Source organism: Pseudonocardia adelaidensis, from assembly GCF_039543345.1.
Classification (GTDB): Bacteria; Actinomycetota; Actinomycetes; order Mycobacteriales; family Pseudonocardiaceae; genus Pseudonocardia; species Pseudonocardia adelaidensis.
In genome coordinates this window covers 198,618-220,658 of record NZ_BAABJO010000008.1, presented here as the reverse complement: position 1 = coordinate 220,658, position 22,041 = coordinate 198,618, and the positions used below count along the sequence as shown (strand labels likewise).

Annotated in this window: 19 protein-coding genes; 8 read left to right on the top strand and 11 right to left on the bottom strand. The window is 72.1% G+C overall.

Annotation, left to right across the window (positions count from 1 at the left end; translation table 11 throughout):
* Nucleotides 1–78: 78 nt before the first annotated feature.
* The 7 genes from pqqE to ABEA81_RS13095 form a co-directional block, all read right to left on the bottom strand.
* Nucleotides 79–1,185: a pyrroloquinoline quinone biosynthesis protein PqqE gene (gene pqqE, locus ABEA81_RS13125; RefSeq protein ID WP_345605273.1), complete on the bottom strand. Its 1,107-nt coding sequence runs from the start codon at nt 1,183–1,185 to the stop codon at nt 79–81.
* Nucleotides 1,178–1,426 carry a pyrroloquinoline quinone biosynthesis peptide chaperone PqqD gene (gene pqqD / locus ABEA81_RS13120; RefSeq protein WP_345605272.1) on the bottom strand — a complete coding sequence of 83 codons (249 nt, stop codon included), beginning with the start codon at nt 1,424–1,426 and terminating at the stop codon, nt 1,178–1,180. Before pqqD ends, pqqE begins: the two co-directional genes overlap by 8 nt.
* 16 nt (nt 1,427–1,442) lie before the next feature.
* On the bottom strand, nt 1,443–2,138 hold the full coding sequence (gene pqqC / locus ABEA81_RS13115; protein ID WP_345605271.1) for a pyrroloquinoline-quinone synthase PqqC: 696 nt from the start codon (nt 2,136–2,138) through the stop codon (nt 1,443–1,445).
* The gene (pqqB, locus tag ABEA81_RS13110; protein ID WP_345605270.1) at nt 2,135–3,025 is read right to left on the bottom strand and encodes a pyrroloquinoline quinone biosynthesis protein PqqB; all 891 of its coding nucleotides are present in this window, start codon (nt 3,023–3,025) and stop codon (nt 2,135–2,137) included. The genes pqqC and pqqB overlap by 4 nt, the downstream gene beginning before the upstream one ends.
* Before the next feature lie 72 nt (nt 3,026–3,097).
* Nucleotides 3,098–3,187, bottom strand: coding sequence for a pyrroloquinoline quinone precursor peptide PqqA (gene pqqA, locus ABEA81_RS13105; protein WP_345605269.1), 90 nt, complete (start codon nt 3,185–3,187; stop codon nt 3,098–3,100).
* 49 nt (nt 3,188–3,236) lie between these two features.
* On the bottom strand, nt 3,237–4,928 hold the full coding sequence (locus tag ABEA81_RS13100) for a PQQ-dependent dehydrogenase, methanol/ethanol family (protein ID WP_345605268.1): 1,692 nt from the start codon (nt 4,926–4,928) through the stop codon (nt 3,237–3,239).
* A gap of 15 nt (nt 4,929–4,943) precedes the next feature.
* Nucleotides 4,944–5,408, bottom strand: coding sequence for an MSMEG_3727 family PQQ-associated protein (locus ABEA81_RS13095; RefSeq protein ID WP_345605267.1), 465 nt, complete (start codon nt 5,406–5,408; stop codon nt 4,944–4,946).
* Between the two features lie 466 nt (nt 5,409–5,874).
* Between ABEA81_RS13095 and ABEA81_RS13090 the strand changes: the two genes are divergently transcribed.
* Nucleotides 5,875–7,260 (top strand): DNA-binding protein, encoded by a 1,386-nt coding sequence (locus ABEA81_RS13090; protein ID WP_345605266.1) that lies wholly within the window; start codon nt 5,875–5,877, stop codon nt 7,258–7,260.
* A gap of 4 nt (nt 7,261–7,264) precedes the next feature.
* Here the strand turns inward: ABEA81_RS13090 and ABEA81_RS13085 are convergent, their stop codons facing one another.
* The 3 genes from ABEA81_RS13085 to ABEA81_RS13075 are packed head-to-tail and all read right to left on the bottom strand — an operon-like array spanning nt 7,265 to nt 10,108.
* Nucleotides 7,265–7,744: a peroxiredoxin gene (locus ABEA81_RS13085; protein WP_345605265.1), complete on the bottom strand. Its 480-nt coding sequence runs from the start codon at nt 7,742–7,744 to the stop codon at nt 7,265–7,267.
* A 4-nt stretch (nt 7,745–7,748) separates the two neighbouring features.
* Nucleotides 7,749–8,675: a universal stress protein gene (locus ABEA81_RS13080; protein ID WP_345605264.1), complete on the bottom strand. Its 927-nt coding sequence runs from the start codon at nt 8,673–8,675 to the stop codon at nt 7,749–7,751.
* Nucleotides 8,672–10,108, bottom strand: a complete 1,437-nt coding sequence (locus tag ABEA81_RS13075) for an APC family permease (RefSeq protein WP_345605263.1) — start codon at nt 10,106–10,108, stop codon at nt 8,672–8,674. The genes ABEA81_RS13080 and ABEA81_RS13075 overlap by 4 nt, the downstream gene beginning before the upstream one ends.
* Nucleotides 10,109–10,269: 161 nt before the next feature.
* Between ABEA81_RS13075 and ABEA81_RS13070 the strand changes: the two genes are divergently transcribed.
* The 7 genes from ABEA81_RS13070 (at nt 10,270) to ABEA81_RS13040 (ending at nt 17,214) form a co-directional block, all read left to right on the top strand.
* Nucleotides 10,270–10,884, top strand: coding sequence for a DUF6879 family protein (locus tag ABEA81_RS13070; RefSeq protein WP_345605262.1), 615 nt, complete (start codon nt 10,270–10,272; stop codon nt 10,882–10,884).
* Between the two features lies 1 nt (nt 10,885).
* The gene (locus ABEA81_RS13065) at nt 10,886–11,746 is read left to right on the top strand and encodes a helix-turn-helix domain-containing protein (protein WP_345605261.1); all 861 of its coding nucleotides are present in this window, start codon (nt 10,886–10,888) and stop codon (nt 11,744–11,746) included.
* A 114-nt stretch (nt 11,747–11,860) separates the two neighbouring features.
* A complete protein-coding gene (locus ABEA81_RS13060) occupies nt 11,861–12,811 on the top strand; it encodes a LysR family transcriptional regulator (protein WP_345605260.1) in 951 nt (316 codons plus the stop codon).
* 84 nt (nt 12,812–12,895) lie between these two features.
* Nucleotides 12,896–14,185 carry an FAD-dependent oxidoreductase gene (locus ABEA81_RS13055; protein WP_345605259.1) on the top strand — a complete coding sequence of 430 codons (1,290 nt, stop codon included), beginning with the start codon at nt 12,896–12,898 and terminating at the stop codon, nt 14,183–14,185.
* A 20-nt stretch (nt 14,186–14,205) separates the two neighbouring features.
* Nucleotides 14,206–15,513 (top strand): MFS transporter, encoded by a 1,308-nt coding sequence (locus ABEA81_RS13050; protein ID WP_345605258.1) that lies wholly within the window; start codon nt 14,206–14,208, stop codon nt 15,511–15,513.
* Nucleotides 15,514–15,526: 13 nt separating this feature from the next.
* Complete coding sequence (locus tag ABEA81_RS13045; protein ID WP_345605257.1) at nt 15,527–16,801, top strand: aconitase X catalytic domain-containing protein; 1,275 nt, start codon at nt 15,527–15,529, stop codon at nt 16,799–16,801.
* A complete protein-coding gene (locus tag ABEA81_RS13040) occupies nt 16,798–17,214 on the top strand; it encodes an aconitase X swivel domain-containing protein (RefSeq protein WP_345605256.1) in 417 nt (138 codons plus the stop codon). The genes ABEA81_RS13045 and ABEA81_RS13040 overlap by 4 nt, the downstream gene beginning before the upstream one ends.
* Here ABEA81_RS13040 and ABEA81_RS13035 read toward each other — a convergent pair.
* Entirely contained in the window at nt 17,211–22,016 is a 4,806-nt protein-coding gene (locus tag ABEA81_RS13035; protein WP_345605255.1) for an NAD-glutamate dehydrogenase, read from the bottom strand. The two genes, ABEA81_RS13040 and ABEA81_RS13035, sit on opposite strands and share 4 nt — an antisense overlap.
* Nucleotides 22,017–22,041 lie beyond the last annotated feature (25 nt).

Sequence of the window (22,041 nt, the reverse complement as noted above, 5' to 3'; positions counted from 1 at the left end):
ATCCGCCGTCCGCACCGGGAGAATGGCGCGATCACGGCGCTCAGCGTCCGCTGACGGGCCGCGGGCCGGCCGCGCCCGTCACCGTGCGGCGTCGCCGAGGGCGACCGACCGTGGATGCGGACGGGGGGTGAGCGCCAGCTCGCGCGGCTGCGCCGGGTCGTTGGCGGCGCGCACGGCAGCCGCGACGATCTCGTGGTCCGGGGAGAGGTGGCAGACCGGGTCGGTGCGGGCCGCGTCGCCGGTGAGCTGGAACGCCTGGCAGCGGCAGCCGCCGAAGTCGATCTCCCGGCGCTCGCAGCCGCGGCACGGGTCGGGCATCCAGTCCGTGCCGCGGAACCGCTGGAAGAGCGGCGACTCGTCCCAGATCCATTCCAGGGGCCGCTCGCGCACGCTGGCCCGCGGGAGCGGGAGGGCCTGCGCGGTGGGGCAGGGCAGCACGTCGCCGTTGGGCGCCACGGTGAGCTGGTGGTGGGCCCAGCCGCCCATGCAGGGTTTGGGGTAGCGGCTGTAGTAGTCCGGGATGATGTAAAAGATCTCCATGTCGCCCGCCTGCTCGCGGGCCGCCCGCACCGCGGCCTCGGCCCGGTCGAGCTGGGCCCGGCTCGGCAGCAGCCGGTCGCGGTTGAGCAGGCCCCAGCCGTAGTACTGGGTGTTGGCCAGCTCCAGCCGGTCGGCGCCCAGCTCCCTGGCCAGGTCGATGATCCCCGGGATGCGGTCGATCGTGTCGCGGTGCAGCACCGCGTTCAGCGTGAGCGGCCAGCCGAGTTCCTTGACCAGCCGGGCTGCCGTGATCTTGCGGTCGAACGACGGTGTGCCTGCGACGCGGTCGGAGAGCTCCCGCTCGTCGGCCTGGATGCTGATCTGTACGTGGTCGAGGCCGGCATCGCGCAGCTCCTCGGCCCGCCGGGTCGAGAGGCCGAGGGCGCTCGTGACGAGGTTGGTGTACATGTCCAGCTCGGCGGCGCGGCGCACGATGTCGACGAGGTCCCTGCGCTGCAGGGGCTCGCCCCCGGACAGGTGCAGCTGCAGCACGCCCAGCTCCCTGGCCTCGGCCAGCACCCGCAGCCACTCCTGCGTGGTCAGCTCGTCGCGGTAGTCGGCGAGGTTGAGCGGGTTGGAGCAGTACGCGCAGTGCAGCGGGCACGCGTAGGTGAGCTCGGCGAGCAGCCCGAACGGCCTATCCACTGCGGACCACCAGGCACCTCCTGGCCAGCAGGCGGCCGAGGAACCGCCGCACCTCGTCCTCGGGTACCTGGTGGTACCGCTGCCGCAGCTCGCTCAGGATCTCGTCCACGGTGCGCTCCCCGTCGCAGAGGTCGAGGATCGCCGCGCCCGTCGCATTGAGCACAGAGGCCGTCTCCGGGGAGAGCAGCACCTGCCTGTTGCGCGCCGCGTCGAACGACAGCCGCACACCGCGCGCCAGCACCGGGCGGTCGGCGCCGTCAACGGTCGGGATAGGCCGAGTCGATGGCATCCAGCATGCTCCAGAGGACGTCGTTCTTGAACGACAGCGCCGCGACCGCCGCGTCCTGCTCGGCCGGCGTGCGGCAGTACTGCGTGACCACCTCGAGCGCGTGCTCGGAGTCGCGCGGCGCCTGGGTGAGGCGGGCCCGGAAGTAGGCGAGGCCCGCGGGGTCGATCCAGGTGTAGTGCCGCTCGAAGGCGGCGAGCCGATCGGCCATGAGATCGGGGGCGAACAGCTCGGTCAGCGACGAAGCGACCGCCTCGACCCACGGCCGGGTGCGGGCGAACGTCACGTACGCGTCGACGGCGAACCGGACGCCCGGCACGACGTGCCGCTCGTCGGCCACCTCCGCGCGCGGGAGCCCGACCGCCTCGCCGAGCCGCAGCCACGCCTCGATGCCGCCCTCGCCGGGCGCGGTGCCGTCGTGGTCGACGATGCGGCGGATCCAGCGGCGGCGCACGTCCGGGTGGGGGCAGTTGGACAGGATGGCGCCGTCCTTGCGGGGGATGTTCGCCTGGTAGTAGAAGCGGTTGGCGACCCAGCCCTGCACCTGCTCCCGGCCGAGCAGGCCCTCGTTCATCCGGCGGTGGAACGGGTGCATCGAGTGGTACCGCCGGGACTGGGCCCGCAGCGTGGCCACGAAGGCCTCGGTGTCGGCGAGGACCGCCGTCATATCCGCAGCTCCATTCCGTCCACGGCGACCTCCATGCCGTGCTGCTCGACGCGACGGCGCTCCGGCGAGTCGTCGAGCAGGATCGGGTTCGTGTTGTTGATGTGGAGGTAGATCTTCCGTTCGATCGGGAGCGGCGCCAGCTGTTCGAGGCTCCCGCCGGGACCGTCGATCGGCACGTGCCCCATCTCGCGGGAGGTCTTGCCGGCCAGGCCGAGCCGGATCATCTCGTCGTCGCTCCAGCAGGTGCCGTCGACGAGCAGGCAGGCGCAGCCGGCCAGCTGGTCGCGCACCGGCGCGAGGTCCTGCACCCCCGGTAGGTGGACGACGGACCGGCCGGTGCGCTCGTCGGTGAGGCGGTAGCCCACCACGCGCCCCTTCTCGGTGCCGGCCCCGAAGCGCGCGCGCTTCGTGGTGGGCACGTCGAACGCCCGGTACGACAGCCCGTCCGCGAGCGGGACGTCGGCGTCCGGCACCACCGGGTGCCAGCGCACCGGGCAGTACGCCTCGAGCGTGCGCAGGAGCCCCGTCCCGTCGGCGAGCGTGGACCGCACCGCCTCGGTGCCGTACACGTCGACGCCCCGCCCCTCGCGGAGCAACAGCAGGCCGAGCGTGTGGTCGAGCTCGGCGTCGGTGAGCAGCACGGCCTCCATCGGTGTGCCCCGGTCGGCGCGCGGGTGGAGGTCGGGGAACGACTCGACCTGCCGCTGGACGTCGGGTGAGGCGTTCAGCAGGTACCACCTGCGCCGGTCGGCGCTCACCGCCACCGACGACTGGGTGCGGGGCCGGCAGGGCCGCGAGCCGTCACGGACGGCGCGGCAGCCCGGGCATCCGCAGTTCCACTGCGGGAACCCTCCCCCCGCCGCCGATCCCAGCACGCGAAGCCACATCGTCGGCGTCCTTTCCCGGGTGTGTCCGCTCCGGGGGACGCCGGCCGATGCCGGCGTCCCCCGGAGACGGAGTCAGTCCTCCATCCGAGCGACGTACATCGTCACCTCGGGGGCACACGCGATTTCCTCGAAGTCGGGAGACTCCCACTCGACGAGTTCCATGGTTCGTCACCTCCTCTCCGTCGTTCCCGGCCCGGCGGATCGATCGCGACTACGACTCCGGGAGGGCGAAAGCGATCAGTGCGCTGCCGTGGCCGGCGCCGAGCATCCCGGGCAGGAAACCTTCCGCCCAGCCGCCCCAGCCGACCGGCACGGCGACGTACTGCCGCCCGTCCACGCTATAGCTCATCGGACTGCTGTGGTGCCCGCTGCCGCACTGGAACTGCCACAGCTGCTCCCCGGTACGCGCGTCGAGGGCGTTGAACTCGCCGGAGGGCTCGCCGGCGAACACCAGGTCGCCGCCCGTGGCCAGCGTCGAGGCGCACATCGGGAGCCGGGCGCGCCAGCGCCACTTCTCCTCACCGTTCGCGTCGAACGCGCTGACGCACCCGGTCATGTTCTCGAGGTCCACGTTCACGCCTGCGCCCCAGTACGGGATGCTCTCCTTGAACTCCCGGCGCCGCCGCGTGGCCGTCGCCCCGACGTCCTGCACCGGCACGTAGAACAGCTCGGTCTTGGGGCTGTAGGACGCGTGGGTCCATTCCTTGGCGCCGGCCGGGCCCGGGTAGAAGTGGACCGGCTCTCCCTCCTTGTCGGGGTACACCTTGGCCGTCACCTGGCCGTCCCGCGTGATCGCGCCCCACGTGATCCGGTCCACGAACGGGGTGATCTGCACCAGCTCACCGTTGGTGCGGTCGAGGACGAAGAAGTAGCCGTTCTTGTCGAAGTGGCCGAGCAGCCTGCGCCCGCCCGACTCGAACAGGATGTTCTCCGAGATGCTGTCGTAGTCCCACACGTCGTGCGGGGTGCACTGGTAGTGCCACTGGATCCGGCCGCTGTCCACGTCGACGGCGACGATGCTGTCGGTGAAGAGGTTGTCGCCCTCGCGGACCTCGCCGTCGAAGTCGGGCGCCGGGTTGCCGGTGCCCACGTACAGCAGGTTCGTCTCCGGGTCGAACGTGCTGGTCAGCCAGCAGTTCGCGCCGCCGCGCTGCCACGCCTGGCCGTCGGCGGGCCAGGTCTCGCTGCCGGGCTCGCCGGGCTTCGGGACCATGTAGCAGCGCCACTGGTGCTCGCCGCTCTCGATGTCGAACGCGTCGAGGTGCCCGCGCACGCCGAACTCGCCGCCCGAGCTCCCCACGACCACCATGTTCTTGATGATCAGTGGCGCGACCGTGCCGCTCTCCCCGGCCCGGACGTCGCCGTAGGTCTTGTCCCAGATGCGTTTCCCGTTCTCCGCGTCGAGGGCGAGCACATGGGCGTTCCCTGTGACGACGAAGACCTTCCCCTGCGCGACCGCGACCCCGCGGTTCACGTTTCCACAGCACAGCGACACGTCGAACGGAACGGCGTGCTTGTACCGCCAGATCTCGTTGCCGGAACGGGCGTCGAGGGCCCATACCCAGCCGTCCCAGCCGCTGACGAACATCACGCCGTCGACGACGATCGGGGTGGCCTCGAACGCGTACGTCGACGCGCCGGCGATCATCCCTGCCGTGCCGGACTGGAATATCCACGCGGGCCCGAGTCGCTTGACGTTCTCCGTGTTGATCTGGTCGAGCGGGCTGTACCGCTGTCCGTCGTACGCCCCGTAGTAGGTGATCCAGTTGTGGGGTTCCGAACGGGCGTTGCGAATGCGCTCGTAGTCGAGGTGGGTCACCACCGGCGGAGCGGTACCGTGCTTGCCGCTCAGCGTTCCCTGGTCGATGGCCTCGCCCGCGTCGACGTAATCAGCAGTCGTCATTACCTCTCCTCCTCCCTACGGCCGCGGCTGGTCGGGTCGGTCCAGTTTGGCCTCGGGTGGGACGTCGCCCAGCACGACGATGGCGCCGGTGAGCCCCCGGCCTTCGTCGTTGCCCGTGGGTGAGCTGAACCAGTAGTAGCCCGGTCCGTCGAGGTTGAGCATCGCCCGTCCCCGGGAGTGGTTGACCAGCCAGATGAACTTCCGGTCACCGTTGCTCGGCAGCAGCGCGCAATGCGTGTTCCGGTCGTCGTTGATGAGCGTGAGTTCGAGGTCGCCACCGTGGGGCAGGACCAGGATCTGGGGGTCCCAGGTCAGTTCGTCCTCGTTGATCCGGATGGTCGCCTCCATCCGGCCGTCGCCCCGCTCCGTGGCCTGTCCGATGTTCCCGGTCCCCAGCACGTGCCCCAGGGGGCCCTTGTTCTGCGCGTCCAACCCGAGCTTGCTCAGCAGGGCGGAACGCTCCTGTGCGGTACTCGTCACCGACTCCACCTCCAATTGCGGTTGTCCTCGTCGACAATCCGACCGATCTCGATCTTTCGATGCCTCCTCCGACGGTTAGGTGGGGCACTCGGCGCCGCGGCCGACTCCGAGAAGATCTGATGCGGGGAAGAGGAGAAGAACGGGGAGCGGGAAGCTCTCGGGGCGCACCGCTGAGCAGGGCGGAGTGCTCGGCCTTCGGGCCGAGGTCCCACCACGGGCATGGATCGACACCTCCAGACGTGCCTTCGCGTCGCGCGTTCAGCCTCTAGGAGGACCGTCACCCGGGTGGCTAGCCTGGTGTCCGGCTGGTCGTGACGCACAGGATGTTGCCCGTCCGGGTGGTGGCCGAGCGGTGCGCGCGCCCGATGATCCGATCCTGGATCGCGACACGCCGCGTCCAAAGGGGGATGGGGTGAACGGCGCAGAGGGGCGAACGAGCGGGGCGTCACACGCAACGAGCGGTGTGGTGCTCTCCGACGACGCCCTCCGCACGACCATCGACGCCTGGGAGCGCTTCGCGGCGGGAGCGGAGTCGGTGCGGGGCGTGCGGCCCGAGATCCTCATGTCCTGGTACCGCTGCCGCGAGGAGTACGCGGTCGACCCCGAGCTGGACCGGGCGCCGCCGGCGGCCGAGGTGGGCGCGCACTCGATGGACCACGACGTGGTGTACACCGAGCTGGGCGGTCAGGCCGCGTCCGCCGTACGGGAGCTCGGTGGCGTCGAGGGCGTCGTCACCGTGACCGACGGCGACGGCCGGATCCTCGGCACGTGGGGCAGCAGCAACTACGTCCTCACCCTGGCCGCCGAGAGCAACCTGGCCCCGTGGTCCACGTGGTCGGAGTGGGCGAGCGGGACCAACGGCATGGGAACGGCCCTGGAGAGCCACCGCCCGGTGCTGGTCCGCGGCCCCGAGCACTGGTGTCGCGGGTTCCAGGGGTGGGTGTGCGCCGGGGTCGCGGTGCGCGACGCCGTCACCCACGACCCGCTCGCCGTCCTCAACATCTCCAGCTGGCAGGCGTCACTGTCGGACGCCGTGCTCCCGTGGCTCGGCAAGGTGGCCGCCACCACCGAGGCGAAGCTCCGGCAGCGGGCGCACCTGAGCGGCACGCAGCTGGGGGCCGCCCTGACCGACTTCCGCGCCGCGCCCGCCACGGCGGTGGCCGCCGTGGACCTGGCGGGGAACGTGGTGCTCGCCAACAGCGAGGCCGCCGTGCTGCTGGGCACACCGGCCGACCAGCCCGCCTACTCCCCCACCCACCGCTGGACGCCCCAGCTCTCGACGCTGCCGCGGCTGGTGCGCCGCGCCGTCGAGCGGGCGCGCAAGGACCCGAGCTGGACGGGCTCCACGCTCGTGTTCGTGCCGTTCCTCGGGGTCACGATCCCGGTGTCGGTGCACCCGGTCTTCACCGGCACCCAGCTGATCGGCGTGCTGCTCGCCTTCGGGGCCTCCGACGACACCACCGCCATCGACGCCCCGGAGGCCGAACCCGCGGCCAGCGGCTGGCCCAGCTCGGTGCCGACCCGCGTCGTCGCCCAGCGCGACGACCGCTGGGTCCTGCTCGACCCGCGCGAGATCCGGTTCGCGGAGGCCGACCACAACACCGTCTGGCTGACCACCGACCAGGGACGCCTGGTCGCCACCACCCGGGGCCTCGACCGCCTCGAGCAGCAGCTCGAGGACAAGGGCTTCCTCCGCGTCCACCGGCGGTTCCTCGTGAACCTCGGGCGGGTGCGGGAGGTCGAACAGGGGTTCAAGGGCGCGCTCTTCCTCGCCACCGACGCGCGCACACGCGAGACCATCCCCGTCGCGCGCCGGCACGCGACGCAGTTGAAGCAGGCGCTCGGCCTCTGAGAGCTCAGAGCTTGAGCAGCACGTTCGAGCAGGTCGAGAGGTCGATGCCCTTCTCGTCGACGTCCAGGCTGGTCAGCACACCGTCCTCGATGATCGCCGCGTAGCGCTTCGAGCGCCTGCCGAGACCGAAGCCACTGCCGTCCAGCTCGAGGCCCATGGCGGCGGTGAACTCGCCGTTGCCGTCGGAGAGCAGCAGGATGTCGTCGCCGACGCCGCGGGCCTCGCCCCACGCGTCCATCACGAACGGGTCGTTCACCGCGACGCACGCGATCGTGGTGACGCCCTTGGCCTTGAGCTCGCCCGCCCGCTCGATGAAGCCGGGCAGGTGGACGTTGGAGCAGCCCGGCGTGAACGCTCCCGGCACGGCGAAGAGCACGACCTTGCCCCCGCCGAGCACCTCGGTGCTCTTCACGACGGTGGGGCCGTCCGCGGTCATCCTGCGCAGCTCGGCGTCGGGGAGCCGGTCGCCAACGGAGATCGCCATGCGTTCAACCTACGTCGTTCTCCGCGCGTTCGGCGAGTGCCTGTGCCGCACCGCGCGGCACCACGACCACGGGCACCGGCGAGTGCCGGACGATCCGCGACGAGCGCGAACCGATGAACACGCGCTCGATCGGCCCCGCGGTGCTGGAGCCGACGGCGAGCAGCTCGCCGTCGTCCCACCCGATGTCCTCGATCGCCCCGGCCCAGTCGGTGCCGTGGCCCACCACCGCTTCGAGCCCGGACGGCTGCCGGGGCAGCCGCTCGACCTCCTTCAGCACCGCGCACTGAGCCCGCTCAACGTCCGCGGTCCACTCGCTCGCCACGGCGTCCTCGGCCCGGGAGCCGACCCCGGCCGTCAGCGGGGTGTGCGGCCGTACCGCGAACGAGGCGACGCGCAGCGCGGCGCCCACGCGGGCGGCCATCCCGGCGACGGCGACGACCAGCTCCCCCGCGCCGTCGGTGGCGCCGTACGCCACCGTCACGCGGCGGACCGTGGCGTCCCTGCGGCAGCGGAACCCACGGGGGCCGAGCACCAGCGGCAGCGGTGACGTGTGCAGCAGCCGGTCCGCGACGCTCCCGAAGGCGACCCGGCCGAGCACCCCGGCCGTCGACGAACCGAGCACCAGCAGGCGGGCGCCGTGCTCCTGCGCGACGTCCAGCAGGCCCACCGGCGTCGACCGCGCCCTCGCCACCACGAACGCGGCCGGCCGGTCGGGGGGCACCAGCTCCCGCGCCCGCTCGATCGCCTCCTGCGCGCTGCGGTCGAGGTAGTCCTGGTACTCGGCGTCGACCCGGCCCATCCCCGGTGGCCACGGTGGCGGCACCACCGTGCACACCAGCAGGTCGTCGTCGAGCGAGCGGGCGAGCAGCACGCCGAGGTGCACGGCCGCGGGCGCGCGCTCGTCGCGCGACAGGCCGACGAGGACCGTCATGACACGTCCCCCGGAACGTCACCGGCGCGCAGCCGCGAATGCCGGATCCCGTAGGTGAAGTACCAGACCAGGACGACGGCCACCCAGATCCCGAACACCGCGATGGTGATCGGCCGCAGGTTGTTGATGATCCAGAGGCACCCCAGCACCGACAGGATCGGCGTGACCGGGTAGCCGGGCACCCGGAACCCGCGTGGCAGGTCCGGTGCGGTGCGCCGCAGGACGATCACGCCGATCGAGACGACGAGGAACGCCACGAGCGTGCCGATGCTCGTCATCTCGGCGAGGAAGTTGATCGGCAGGAATCCGGCGAGCAACCCGACGACGACCGCGACGAGGATCGTGTTGTTCACCGGCGTCCTGGTGCGGGCGTTCACCTGCTGGAAGAAGCTCGGCAGCATCCCGTCGCGGCCGATCGCGAACAGGATGCGGGTCTGGCCGTAGATCACGACGAGGGTGACGCTGAAGATCGAGACGATCGCCCCGGCCGCGAGCACGGTGCCCGGCCAGCTGGCGCCGACGACGTTCTCCAGGATGGCGGCGAGGCCCGCCTCCTGGCCCTCGAACCCCGCCTGGGGCTGCGCGGCGACCGCGACGAGTGCGACCGCCACGTAGACGGACGTGACGATGAGCAACGCCAGGACGATGGCTATCGGCATCGTCCGGCGGGGGTTCTTCACCTCCTCCCCCGCGGTCGACACGGCGTCGAGGCCGACGTAGGCGAAGAAGATGATGCCGGCGGCCCCGGTGACGCCCGTGACCCCGTACGGCGCGAAGTCGGCGAGGTTGTCGGAGTTCCAGCCCGTGATGCCGAGGACGACGAACATCACCAGCACGGCGAGCTTGAGGACGACCATGACCGCGTTGACCGTGGCCGACTCGCTCGCCCCGCGGATGAGCAGCAGCGCGCACAGCGCGATGAGCACCACGGCGGGCAGGTTGATCAGCCCACCGCCCTCCGGCGACTGGGACAGCAGCTCGGGGATCTCGAACCCGAACAGGTTGCCGAGCAGCTGGTTGAGGTACTGCGACCACCCCACCGCCACCGCGGCGCCCGACACGCCGTACTCGAGCAGCAGGCAGGCCGCCACCCCCATGGCGACGACCTCCCCGAGCGTCGCGTACGCGTAGGAGTACGACGACCCCGACACCGGGACCGCACTGGCCAGCTCCGCGTAGCAGAGCGCCGTGAGGCCCGCGACGGCCCCGGCGATCACGAACGACCAGACGACGGCCGGCCCGGCGACCGGGACGGCCTCGCTCAGGATGAAGAAGATGCCCGTCCCGATCGTCGCGCCGACCCCGATCATCGTGAGCGGGAAGAGCCCGATGGTGCGGGCCAGCTGCCCGCCCCCGTGGCCGTCGATTCCGGTCTCCGCGGCCATCACCTCCACCGGCTTGCGCCGGAAGGCCTGCTGCATCATCGGAGCCATAGCCATCTCCTCGGTCACGACCGCTCCCCACGATCCAGGGCGCCCGAGCGGGAGGCGAGCCCCCGAACGGAGGTAGCGTCCGATCAGCGGAGGTGGCCAGGAGGCCGAGCTGCCATGGCGAGGGTTCGCCGGGCGAGGTCGTGGAGCCGGCACGGCCACAGATGGTGACCCGCCTGGCCCCCGATCGTGCATCGACGGCAACGCCCACGCCCGTCGTCGACGTGATCGGCGAGCAGGCGTTCGGCGGTCCCCGGCAGCGCTGCAAGCACCTCACCCGGGACATGCTTCGACTGGAAACGCTCGGCTACTACGACCCGGATGCTCCGGGCTTCGATGCGTGGCGGCGTGGCGATCGACAGCCGGACTGGGCGGCGAGGCAACCGTGGCTGGATCGCGTGCGCAACGACAGCGCCGCCGGCATCACCCGCCGTCGGGTGCGGGTCGTCCGCGGCCCGCTCACCGAGTACGAGCGCTACGAGTGCCAGTGGGGCTACATACCGCTGGTCGAACACGGCGAGGACATCCGCATCGTCGACCTCACCGACACGCCGTTCCCACTGGCACCGGCCGGTGACTTCTCCGTGTTCGACGACGTCCACGTGATCCGGATGGACTACGACCCGGCAGGGGTGTTCCGCGGGGCGTGGGTGGTGGCGGAGCGGGACGTGCCGTTCTACGCGGCGCTGCGCGACCTGCTCTGGCATGTGGCCGAGCCGTTCGCGGTGTGGTGGGCGCGCCACCCCGAGCACCATCGGGAAGGCGCATACCCTACGTGAGATGTCCCCCGAAGACCCCGAACTCAGGGCGATCGAGCAGCTGACGGCGGCGCTGCGCGGGCTGCGTGCCGACGCCGGGGTGTCCGGGGCCGATCTCGCCGGCCGCATTGGCACGTCGCAGGCCACGATCTCGCGGTACGAGTCGGGCAGGCTGCTGCCGAGCATGCTCGTCGCCGGTCGGATCGCGTGGGCATTGCGCGCGCCGAAGCAGCAGCGGCAGCGGCTCGTGGAGCTGGCCAGGGCCGCCGCCGAGGAGCGGGCCGGGCTCGTGCCGAAGCGCGTGCTGCTGCAGCAGGGCGTCGCACAGCTGCAGCGACGGATCCGGCTCGAGGAGCGACGGGCACGCCACATCCGGGCCTTCCACCCGTCGATCGTGCCGGGTCTGCTGCAGACCGAGGGCTACATGCGGGCGATCGTCAGCGGCCCGCCGGCCACCTCCGAGGCCGAGAACGAGGCCTGGATGCGCGAGCGGCTGGCCCGGCAGCTGCACATGTCACAGCCGGGCCGGACCGCGGTGCAGATCGTCGCGGAGGCGGCGCTGCACTGGGGCGTGGCGGGGGGTGCGGTGATGGCGGAGCAGTGTGCCCACCTCGCCGAGCTGGCCGTGAAGCGGCCCGCGTGGAGGGTCGGGGTCGTCCCCCGCGTGCCGGCCGAACCCGTGCCACTATTCGTCACCAACGGGTTCACGATCCACGACTCGACCAGCGTCCACATCGGGACGACGGCCGGGAACGCGCTGGTCACCGACCCCGACGTGGTCGCCGACCACATCGAGCTGTTCGACCGGCTCGAGGAGATCGCGCGGTTCGGCGAGGACGCAGCGGCGATCTTCACCGGCGTCGCGGGGCTCTACCGCCTGTAACGACCCTCACGCCACTCACCGTCAGGAGTGGTGGGAGCCTGCTCCCATGTCCGACGCGACCGCGGAGCCGTTCGACCGGGTCGCGGGCACCGTGTTCGAACGGCTGGTGCGCCGTTGACCCCTCGCCCGCGGCAACCGGCCGCGCACCTCGCCAACCTCGACCTGAACCTGCTGGTCGCGCTGCGCGAACTGCTGCGCGAGCGGAACGTGACGCGCGCGGCGGCGCGGATCGGGGTGTCGCAGCCCGCGGCGAGCGCCTCGCTGTCGCGGCTGCGCCGGCACTTCGACGACGAGCTGCTGATCCGCGCGCGCTCGGGCTACCGCCTCTCGCCGCTCGCGATGCAGCTCGCCGAGCAGGTGGAGACGGTGTGCACGGCGGCCGAGCGGCTCTTCGCCACGGGCAGCCGGTTCGACCCGGGCACGTCTCGGCGGGAGTTCACGCTCCTCATGGCCGACTACACGATCGCCGTGCTCGGCAGGCACCTGTCGAGGGCCATCGGCGCCGAGGCCCCGGGTGTCGACCTGCACGTGCGGCTCGTGCGGGAGGCGTTCGCGCTCGACTTCGCCGAGACGATCACCCTGATCGACGGGATGGTCTCGCCGCCGGTCGACCGCTTCGAGCTCGCGTCCGTGCGCTCGGTCGAGCTGTTCACCGACCGCTGGGTCTGCATCGCCGACGCCGCCAACCCGGACGTCGGCGACGGGATCACCCTGGAGCGGCTCGCCGAGCTGCCCTGGGTGGCGCCGTTCCAGCCCGACCGCGGCAACCCCTCGGGCGCACCGATGAGCCGCCAGCTCGCCCTCTTCGGCATCCGACCGGAGATCCGCGTGCGCGTCGAGAGTTACCAGGCGGTGCCCCACCTCGTGGCCGGCACCGACCGCGTCGCCCTGCTGCAGGAACGGCTCGCCCGGCAGGTGGCCGACCAGCTCGGGCTGCGGGTCCTCCCCTGCCCCGGCGATCCCGAGCCGATCGTGGAGCGGTTCTGGTGGCACGCCGACCGCGACGGCGACCCCGCGCACCGGTGGCTGCGCGAGACGGTCGTCGCCGCGGCGGCACGCCTGTAGAACTGCGGCTATCCGTCCGATCGATGGCGCGTAGACGAATTCACTATTTCCTCGGGCCCACCGCGGCTTCCTACGTTGTGACTCATGCCGCACCCGCTCACGGACCTCCCGGTCCGCACCGTCACGCGTCCGCAGGCGAGCGCGGCGCACGAGGTCACCGCCGACGTGTGCGTCGTGGGCGCCGGGATCGCCGGCCTGTCGGCGGCCGTCGAGTCCGGGCGGCTGGGCCGGTCCGTCGTGCTGGTCGACGCGCTCCCGGTGCTCGGCGGGCAGATGGTCAACTCGCTCATCGGCCTGTTCTGCGGGGTCTTCGGCAACGCCCCCGAGCACCGCAGGCTCACCCACGGCCTCTTCGACGACCTGTTCGCCGACCTCGAGGCCACCGGCGACCTGTTCTACCGGCGCGGCCACACCACCACCGTCGGCTACGACGAGGTGCGCCTCGGCCGGTGGGTGGAGCAGACGGTCGCCACCCACGGCATCCAGGCGATCACCGGTGCGGTGATCGTCGGCGTGACGCGCTCGACCGACCGGATCGACGCCGTCCGGTTCGCCACCCGCTACGGCAGCATCGACGTCTGCGCCACCGGCTTCGTCGACGCCAGCGGCGACGCCGCGCTGGCCTGGGAGGCCGGCCTGCCGTGCCGGCTGCCCGAGCGCGAGATCTACGGCAGCCAGCAGCTCGTCGTCGAGCACGTCGACGAGACCCGCTGCCCCGACCCCGGGGAGCTGGCGGCGCGGATCGGCGCGAAGGCCGGGGAGTTCGGCCTGCACCGCCAGGACGGGCTCGCGTTCTTCTTCCCCGGCCGCGGCACCGCGGTGCTGAACATGACCCACATCGAGGCCCCGCTCGACCCGATCGCGGCCGCCGACGCGCAGATCCGCGGCAAGGAGCAGGCCGACCGCGCCGTCGCGCTGCTGCGCGCCGAGTACCCAGAGGCCTTCGGCAACGCGCGGGTGCGCAGCTACGGCTTCCCGGGCCGGCGCCAGACGCGGTGGGTGGCCGCGGTCCACCAGCTCACCCTCGACGAGGTCCGCTCCGGCACCCGTTTCCCGGACGCGGTCGCGCGCACGGCGTGGCCGATCGAGCTGCACGACACCCGGCAGGGGTACGTGTGGGAGACGTTCGGCCCCGACCACGTGCACTACGTGCCGTTGCGCTCGATGACCCCGCCCGACGTGCACAACCTGCTCGTCGCGGGCCGCTGCATCGACGGCGACGCCGCCGCGCTGTCGAGCGTGCGGGTGATGGGGCCGTGCGGCGCCGAGGGCTTCGCGGCCGCGCACGTGCTCGACCTCGTCGGCAAGGACAGCGTGCACGACGTCGACCTCGGTGCCCTCGCCGAGCGCGTCGCCCCGAACGTCGAGGGCTGACCGACCCAGGAAGGACTGCAATGACGCTCTCCGAGACCGCGCGGACCACGAGGGTCACCGCCGCCGACGAGCGCCGCTCCGCGCGCGGCGGCGCCTTCTCGATGTTCGTCGACAGCTTCGACGTGTACCTGCCCGCGCTCGTGCTGCCCGCGGCGATGGCCTACTTCATGCCGCAGGACCTGTCCGCGCCGATCCGCGCCACGTTCACCACGGTCCTGTTCACCGTCGGGCTGCTCGGGCGCCCGATCGGCAGCGTGATCTTCGGGAACCTGTCCGACCGCATCGGCCGCAAACGGGTCACGATGCTGTCGGGCTGGGGCTTCACGATCGTCACTCTCCTGATGGGCCTGCTGCCGGGCTACGCGGCGTGGGGCTACGGCGGCATCGCCGTGTTCGCGGTGCTGCGGCTCATCGGCGGGATCTTCCTGGCCGGCGGGTACGCCGCGCCCATCCCGCTCGCGCTCGAGCAGGCCCGCCCGCACCGCAGGGGCCGGGTCGGCGCGCTGATCGGCGTGGGCGCGCCCGGCTCGTTCCTGGTGATGAACGCGCTGCTGTTCGGGGTGCTGGAGACGGTGCCGAAGGACGGGTTCCTCGCGTGGGGCTGGCGGCTGCCCTTCTTCGTGGGCTTCCTGATCGGGCTGGTCTACCTCTGGCACTACCGCGGGGTCGTCGAGGACGAGGAGTCGGTCCGGCAGCGGCGCGCCGCCTCGACGCGCCAGCCCGTCGTCGAGCTGTTCACCACCCACCGCGCGCTGATCACCTCGGTGTTCCTGTTCACCTGCGGCTACTGGTTCGCGACCCAGATGTCGGTGTCGTTCCTGACGACGCTCCTGGTGCAGGTGCTGGGGCAGAGCGCGACGCTCGGCAGCGTGCTGGAGATCGTGTCGTCGATCGTCACGATCGCGATGATCGTGGTGCTCGCCGAGGTCTCGCAGCGGATCGGGCGCCGGGCGCTGCTGATGCGGTGGGCGCTGGTCATGACCGTCGTCGTCGCGGCGGCGTTCGTGCTGCTCGTGGTGGCGGGCCGGGGCGGCGCGCCGGAGTGGGTGCTCGGCGTGCTGTACGTGGTGGCGAAGGTGGTGCCGTCGGCGCCGCTCGGGGTGATCCTGGTGTACCTGAACGAGCGCTTCCCGGCGTCCGTGCGCGCGTCGGGCTACGGGATCGGCTACATGTTCGGGCTGATCCTGCCCGGGCTCTACACGGTCTGGCTGCTCGCGCTGTCCGCGTTGATGCCCTACGAGTTCACCCCGGTCGTGCTGATCCTCTTCGGCGGGCTGCTCATGTTCACGGCCGTGCGGCGCGGCCCCGAGACCCACGTCGTCCGATGATCCTCGGCGTCTCATGAAACTCACCGACGACGACAAGGCGATGCGCGACGGCGCCGAGGGCCCCGCCGTCGCCGCCGCCATGGACCTGCTCATCCGCTACGGCGAGGCCCTGGGCGCCGAGCGGCTCTGCGACGTGCGCAACGTCGCAGGCACCACCACCCAGCCCTCGCCCGCCAAGGCGAAGCTGGTGGCCGAGGGCGGCTGGGAGAAGGCGTTCTCGATCATCAACCTGGACGCGGACGAGGCGTTGCCGGTCCCGGACATGAAGGTGCCCACCTGCCAGCTGCAGCAGGGGTTCGGGCCCGACTCGGTCGGCATCGCGCCCTACCCGGAGAAGTTCGTGGAGCTGCAGTCGGACGCCGAGGCGTTCTACGGCAGGCGCGGGGTGCACATCCTCGCCACCTGCACGCCGTACCAGGTGGGGAACCTGCCGACGCGCGGCGAGCACATCGCGTGGATGGAGTCGTCCGCGGTCGTCTACGCCAACTCCGTGCTCGGGGCCCGCACCAACTGCGAGGGCGGGGGGTCGACGGGGGCGGCGAGCCTCACCGGGCGGATCCCCTGCTGGGGCAACCACCACGACGCCCACCGGCGCGGCACCCACCTCGTGCGCGCCGACGTGCCGGTGTCCGGGTTCCGGGACTGGGGCATGTTCGGCTACTTCGTCGGCGAGCTCGTGCAGGAGGCGCGACCGGTCGTCGTCGGCGAGCTCGCCCGTCCGGACCTCACCGAGCTCAAGCACTTCGGCGCGGCCGCCGCCTCGTCGGGCGGCGTGGAGCTGTACCACGTCCCCGGCATCACCCCGGAGGCGCCGGACGTCGAGGTGGCGTTCGGCGGGGCCGTCCCGGAGGCCGTCGGCTACGGCGCGGCCGAGCGCAGGCGCGTCTACGAGACCCTCAACGACCAGGGCGGCTGCACCGACGTCGACTTCGTGCTGCTGGGCTGCCCGCACGCATCGCTCGACCAGATCCGCGCGGCGGCCCGCGCGCTGGACGGTCGCCGGCTGCACTCCGGCACCCAGCTGTGGATCATGGCGCCGCGGGCGCTCAAGGACACCGCCGACCGCAGCGGCTACACCGCGGTGATCGAGGCGGCCGGCGGGAAGATCCTCGCCGACTCCTGCCCCGCCATGTCGCGCTCGGCCCCGCCCGGCACCAAGGTCTTCGCCACCGACTCGGCCAAGCAGGCGCACTACCTGCCGGCGATCCTGGGCATCGAGGCCTGGTTCGGCACGCTCGACGAGTGCGTCGACGCCGCCGTCACCGGGCGCTGGAGGGGCGGGCTGTGACGGTTCTGCGTGGCCGCACCGTGGTGCCCGGCGTCGTCGAGGGCGAGGCGCTCGTCTCGCACGAGACGATCTCCGGCTGGGGCGGGATCGACCCGGCCACCGGCACGATCATCGAGCGCCGCCACGAGCTGTGCGGCGTGTGCTTCACCGGCAAGATCCTGGTGTTCCCGGGCGCCAAGGGCTCGTCGGGGTGGTCGGGCTTCTTCCAGACCACCCGCCTGCTCGGCACCGCGCCGATCGGGATGATCTTCACCGTCATGACGACGAAGGCCGCTCTGGGTGCGGTGGTGACGCGGGTGCCGGCGCTGTCGGACCTGGACCGGGACCCGACGGAGGCGATCAGCACGGGCGACCGGCTCCGGCTCGATGCGACCGCGGGCACGGTCGAGATCCTGGGTCCGGCCGTGTCCTAACCGCCGCTCGCCCGCACCAACGTCCGGATCTCGCGCAGCGCGACCGAGACCGTCGCCAGGTCCGACCGGCCGGACGCGGCGATCTCGTCGAGCAGCCGCAGACACCGCATCGCCGCGGCGTCGGTGGTCGCGATCCAGTCCCGCACCTGGTCGCGACCGTTGCCGCCGGGCCAGCTGCTCCGCATGATCTCGGCCGTGATCGCCGAGTGGACGACGTGCAGGTCGTCGCGCAGCGCCGCCCTGGCGAGGCCGGGCCAGCGCTCGTCGCGCGGGAGGTCGAGGATCCGATCCCGCAGCCAGTCGAGGCGCAGGTACTCGTCGAGCGCGAAGTGGACCGCAGCCACCTCCCCGACGGGACGCCCGGTCGAACGGGCCACCGAGGTGATGTCGAGGGCCGAGATGAGGTCGGGCGACGTCCGCACCGACCTCGCCAGCTCCTCGGGCACGCCCGCCTCCGCGTGACCGCGAACGGTCCGGTCCAGGGCACGGCGCCGGTCCTCTCCGATCAGCTCCGGGATCAGCGGCGTGAGCTCCCGAACCCCCGGGGAGAGGAACTCGATGGCGTCGGCGACGTCGAGCGGCTGCGGGCGGTTGCGCAGCAGCCACCGGGTGGCCCGCTCGACCAGGCGGCGCAGCTCGAGGAACAGGGAGATCTGGGTGCGGGTCGGGATGGCGCCGTCGAGCGCTTCGAGCCGTTCCCACGACGCGCTCAGCCCGAAGATCTCCCAGGCCGCCGTGTGCGCCCGCACCACGTCGGGCGCAGCCAGGCCCGTCTCCTCCGTCAGGCGCGGCACGAACGTCATGCCCGCGCGGTCGACGACACCGTTCGCGAGCCGGGTCGCGATGATCTCCCGCCGCAGCGGGTGCTCCTGGATCTGCCGCGGGTAGCGGTCGCGCAGCACGTCGGGGAAGTACCGCTCGATCTCCCGGCCGAGGAACGGGTCCTCCGGCAGGTCGGAGTCGAGCACCTCGTCGTACAGCTGGATCTTGCTGTGGGCCAGTAGCACCGCGAACTCCGGCAGCTGGAGGCCGCCGTCGATCTCGGCCCGGGCCATGAGCTCGTCGGTGCCGGGCAGCTGTTCGCGCGCCCGGTCGAGCCGTCCCGAGCGCTCCAGGGCGTCGAGGTACCGGGCGTGGACGTCCCGCATCGCGGGAGCCTGCGCGGAGTCGAGGTGGACCGCCCGCGTCAGGAGGTCGCTGTCGTCGAGCACGTGGGCCACGACGTCGTCGGTCATGGCCGCGAGCAGCTCGGCGCGCTGCTTGTCCGTGAGGTCGCCGTCACGCACCACCCGGTCGAGCAGGATCTTGATGTTGACCTCGCGGTCGGAGCAGTTCACGCCCGCCGCGCGGTCGACGATGTCGGCGTTGATCTGGCCGCCGCGCAGGGCGTACTCGATGCGGGCGCGCTGGGTGAACCCCAGCTTCGCGCCCTCACCGACCACCCGGCACCGCAGCCGGGCGGCGTCGACCCGGACGGCGTCGTTCCTCCGGTCCCCGACCTCGGCGTTCGGTTCGGCCGACGCCTTGACGTACGTGCCCGCGCCCCCGGTCCACAGCAGGTCCACCGGGGCTTCGAGGATCGCCCGGACGAGCTCGTCCGGGGAGAGCACGTCGGCGTCGACGCCGAGCGCCCGGCGCATCTCGTCCGAGAGCGGCACCTCCCTCTCCGCCCTGGAGAACACCCCGCCCCCGGGAGAGATCAGCGCACGGTCGTAGTCCGCCCAGGACGAGCGGGGACCGCGGAACAACCGCTCGCGTTCGTCGTAGCTGCGCCGCGGATCGGGGTCCGGGTCGACGAAGACGTGCGTGTCGTCGAAGGCGGCCACCAGCCTGATGTGCCGCGACAGCACCATGCCGTTGCCCGACGGGTCCCCGATCCCGACGACCGTGACGTCCTCGTTCTGCACGTCGATGCCGAGAGACCGCAGGTGCCGCCGCATCGCGACCCATGCGCCGCGGGCGGTCACACCCATCGCCCTGCGGTCGTAGCCGGTGGATCCGCCCGAGGCGAACGCGTCGCCGAGCCAGAAGCCGTACTCGCGGGAGATCGCGTTGGCGATATCGGCGAACCCGCCCTCGTCCGCGGCGACGACCAGGTACGGATCGTCGCCGTCGTGCCGGACGACGCCGGGCGGCGGCACGACCCGGCCGTCGACCACGTTGTCGGTGACGTCGAGCAGCCCTCTGACGAACGTGCGATAGCAGGACACGACATCGGCCTGGGCCTGCACGACCTGGGCCTTCACGACGAACGCACCCTTCGCGCCGACGGGTACGACGACGGCGTTCTGGACGGTCTGCGCCTGGACCAGACCGAGGATCTCCGTGCGGAAGTCCTCGGGGCGGTCCGACCAGCGCAGCCCACCCCTGGCGATGGGACCGCCGCGCAGGTACACGCCCTCGACCTGCGGCGAGTACACGTAGGTCTCGAACGCCGGCCTCGGCGACGGCAGGTCGAGCACGGACTGCGGGTCGAGCTTGAAGACGAGCGATGTGGCCCCGTCGGCGAAGAAGTTCGTCCGCACCGTGGCCGTCACCAGGTCCAGGAGGCTGCGCAGCACGCGGTCCTCGTTGAGCCGCGCCACCTGGTCGATGCGCCGCTCGATCTCGGTGACGGCCTGCTTCGCGGCGAGGCCGCGATCCTCGCGCGCGTCGAGGTCGGGATCGAACCGGAGCGCGAAGAGCCCGACGAGCAGCGCCGCGATCTCGGGGTTGTCCGCGAGGGTCGTGGCCATGACGTCACGGCTGAACGGCGTGCCGACCTGGCGCAGGTACCTCGCGTACGCCCGGAGGACGGTCGCGTCCCGCCCGCGCAGGCCGGCCCGGAGCACGAGCCGGTTGAAGCGGTCGTTCTCGATCTCACCGCGCCACACGGCGGCGAGCGTCTCCTGGAAGCGCCGGCGGGCGGACGCGTCGAGCTCGCCGAGGTCCTCGTGCCGCAACCCGAGGTCGTAGATCCACACCGGCTGCGCGCCCGCGGGCCGGATCTCGTACGGGCGTTCGTCGACGACCCGCGTCCCCATGTTCTCCAGGAGCGGCACGACGTCGGACAGCATCAACGGCTCGCCGTGGCGGTAGAGCTTGAGGCGGGGCAGCGGGTCGATGCTGTCGAGCACGGAGTAGAGGTGCATCGCGAGGCCGTCCGGCGGGTCCCCGGCCAGCAGGGCCTCGAGCCTGCGGATGTCGCCGACCGCCGTCCGCGGCGTGTGGTCGTCCTGGTACCCGGAGGGCATCGCGTCCGCGTAGCGGCCGAGCAGGAGCACCCCCTGCTCCTCGCCGAACTCCTCGACGAGCGCGTCGGCGAGGTCGTCGGTCCACGTGCGCAACGCCGAGGCCAGCCGGGCCTCGATCAGCGAGGTGTCCAGGTCGGGTACCGAGCCGGGCTCGACGTAGATCACGAAGTGCAGGCGAGCCACCGCGGAGTCCGTCACGAGCGTCGACTCCTCGGCGTGCACGCCGTGGAGCGTGCTCATCAGCGTGTCGCGGATGCACACCCGCGCCGCTTCGTCGAGCCGTCCCAGCGGCAGGTCGACGAAGCAGGAGAAGAACCTCCCGAAACCGTCGCGGCGCACGCGCAACCGGAGCCGCTGGCGGTGCTGCAGCTCCAGGATCGCCACGGCGTCGCCGTACAGCTCCTCCACGCTCGACTGCAGGATCTCGTCCCTGGGATAGCCGTCGAGGACGTCGACGAGGACGTGCGCCTCGTGGCTGCGGCGGGGATCCGCGCCGCGATCGAGCACCGCCCGGATCTTGCGCCGCACGATCGGGATCTCGTGGAGCGGCGCCTTCGCCACGCTCTTCGGGTAGAGCCCGAGGAAGCGCTGCTCGCCGACCGCCCGCCCGTTCTCGTCGATCCGCTTGACCCCGACGTAGTCGAGGTGGCTCCCGCGCTGGACCGTGGAGCGCGAGTTGGCCTTCGTGATGTTGAGCAGGTCCGGCTCCGGGAGCTTCCTCCGCACGTCGGGCGGCAACGTCGACAGCGGATGGGGCACGACCTTCCCCGGCACGTTCCGCAGGATGCCGAGCCCGGACCCGGCGACCGCCCGCAACACGTCCTCGTCCGGGCCGGGCACGAGCTCGTACTCCCGGTAGCCGAGGAACGTGAAGTGATCGGCGGCGAGCCACCGCAGGAACTCCGCGGCCTCCGCCTGGTCCCGGGGATCGGCGATCTGCGCCTCCGCCAGGAGGCCCTGCGCGATCGAGACCGCCCGCTCCCGCATCGCGGCCTGGTCCTCGTGCGCCGCTCGGACGTCGCCGAGCACGCGGACCAGGTCCCGCCGCAGCCGGTCGAGCACGGCGGGGTCGGCCTGCCGGTCGATCTCGATGTGGTGGAACGACTCCCGGACGGCGCCCGCCTCCTCCGCCTCGTGCTCGAGCACGGCGAGCAGCTCACCGTCCGTCCCGCGCACGACCTCGAAGACCGGGTGGAGCGCGAGGTGCACGCCGAGCCCGTGCCGGTCGAGCTCGGTCTCCAGCGACTCCGGGATGAACGGCATGTCTTCGGTGACGACCTGCACGACGGTGTGCGGGCAGGCGAACCCGTCCTCGTCGAACGTCGGGGAGCACACCACCACGTTGAGCTCGCCGGGCCGTCGGCGGCGCGCCAGCCGCAGGTGGGCGAGCGCGGTGCCGAACAGGTCGGGGACGGCTCGGGCGGCGAGGTCCTCGCCCGCGACCCGCTCGTAGTACCGCTCGAGCAGCGCGAGGTACAGCCGCGCGCCGTCCCCACCCATCCGCTTCGACGCGTACTGCCGCACGCGTTCGAGGACCTCGGACCGATCGTCGTGCGGGACGGCACGCATGTCTCGCTCCTCCCGGCTCGCCTCA

Bases quoted from the DNA above. Each gene is read 5' to 3' on its own strand.
- pqqC (WP_345605271.1), bottom strand. From the start codon at position 2,138: ATGACGGCGGTCCTCGCCGACACCGAGGCCTTCGTGGCCACGCTGCGG.
- pqqB (WP_345605270.1), bottom strand. From the start codon at position 3,025: ATGTGGCTTCGCGTGCTGGGATCGGCGGCGGGGGGAGGGTTCCCGCAG.
- pqqA (WP_345605269.1), bottom strand. From the start codon at position 3,187: ATGGAACTCGTCGAGTGGGAGTCTCCCGACTTCGAGGAAATCGCGTGT.
- ABEA81_RS13100 (WP_345605268.1), bottom strand. From the start codon at position 4,928: ATGACGACTGCTGATTACGTCGACGCGGGCGAGGCCATCGACCAGGGA.
- ABEA81_RS13085 (WP_345605265.1), bottom strand. From the start codon at position 7,744: ATGGCGATCTCCGTTGGCGACCGGCTCCCCGACGCCGAGCTGCGCAGG.
- ABEA81_RS13080 (WP_345605264.1), bottom strand. From the start codon at position 8,675: ATGACGGTCCTCGTCGGCCTGTCGCGCGACGAGCGCGCGCCCGCGGCC.
- ABEA81_RS13075 (WP_345605263.1), bottom strand. From the start codon at position 10,108: ATGGCTCCGATGATGCAGCAGGCCTTCCGGCGCAAGCCGGTGGAGGTG.
- ABEA81_RS13070 (WP_345605262.1), top strand. From the start codon at position 10,270: ATGGTGACCCGCCTGGCCCCCGATCGTGCATCGACGGCAACGCCCACG.
- ABEA81_RS13065 (WP_345605261.1), top strand. From the start codon at position 10,886: ATGTCCCCCGAAGACCCCGAACTCAGGGCGATCGAGCAGCTGACGGCG.
- ABEA81_RS13055 (WP_345605259.1), top strand. From the start codon at position 12,896: ATGCCGCACCCGCTCACGGACCTCCCGGTCCGCACCGTCACGCGTCCG.
- ABEA81_RS13050 (WP_345605258.1), top strand. From the start codon at position 14,206: ATGACGCTCTCCGAGACCGCGCGGACCACGAGGGTCACCGCCGCCGAC.
- ABEA81_RS13045 (WP_345605257.1), top strand. From the start codon at position 15,527: ATGAAACTCACCGACGACGACAAGGCGATGCGCGACGGCGCCGAGGGC.
- ABEA81_RS13035 (WP_345605255.1), bottom strand. From the start codon at position 22,016: ATGCGTGCCGTCCCGCACGACGATCGGTCCGAGGTCCTCGAACGCGTG.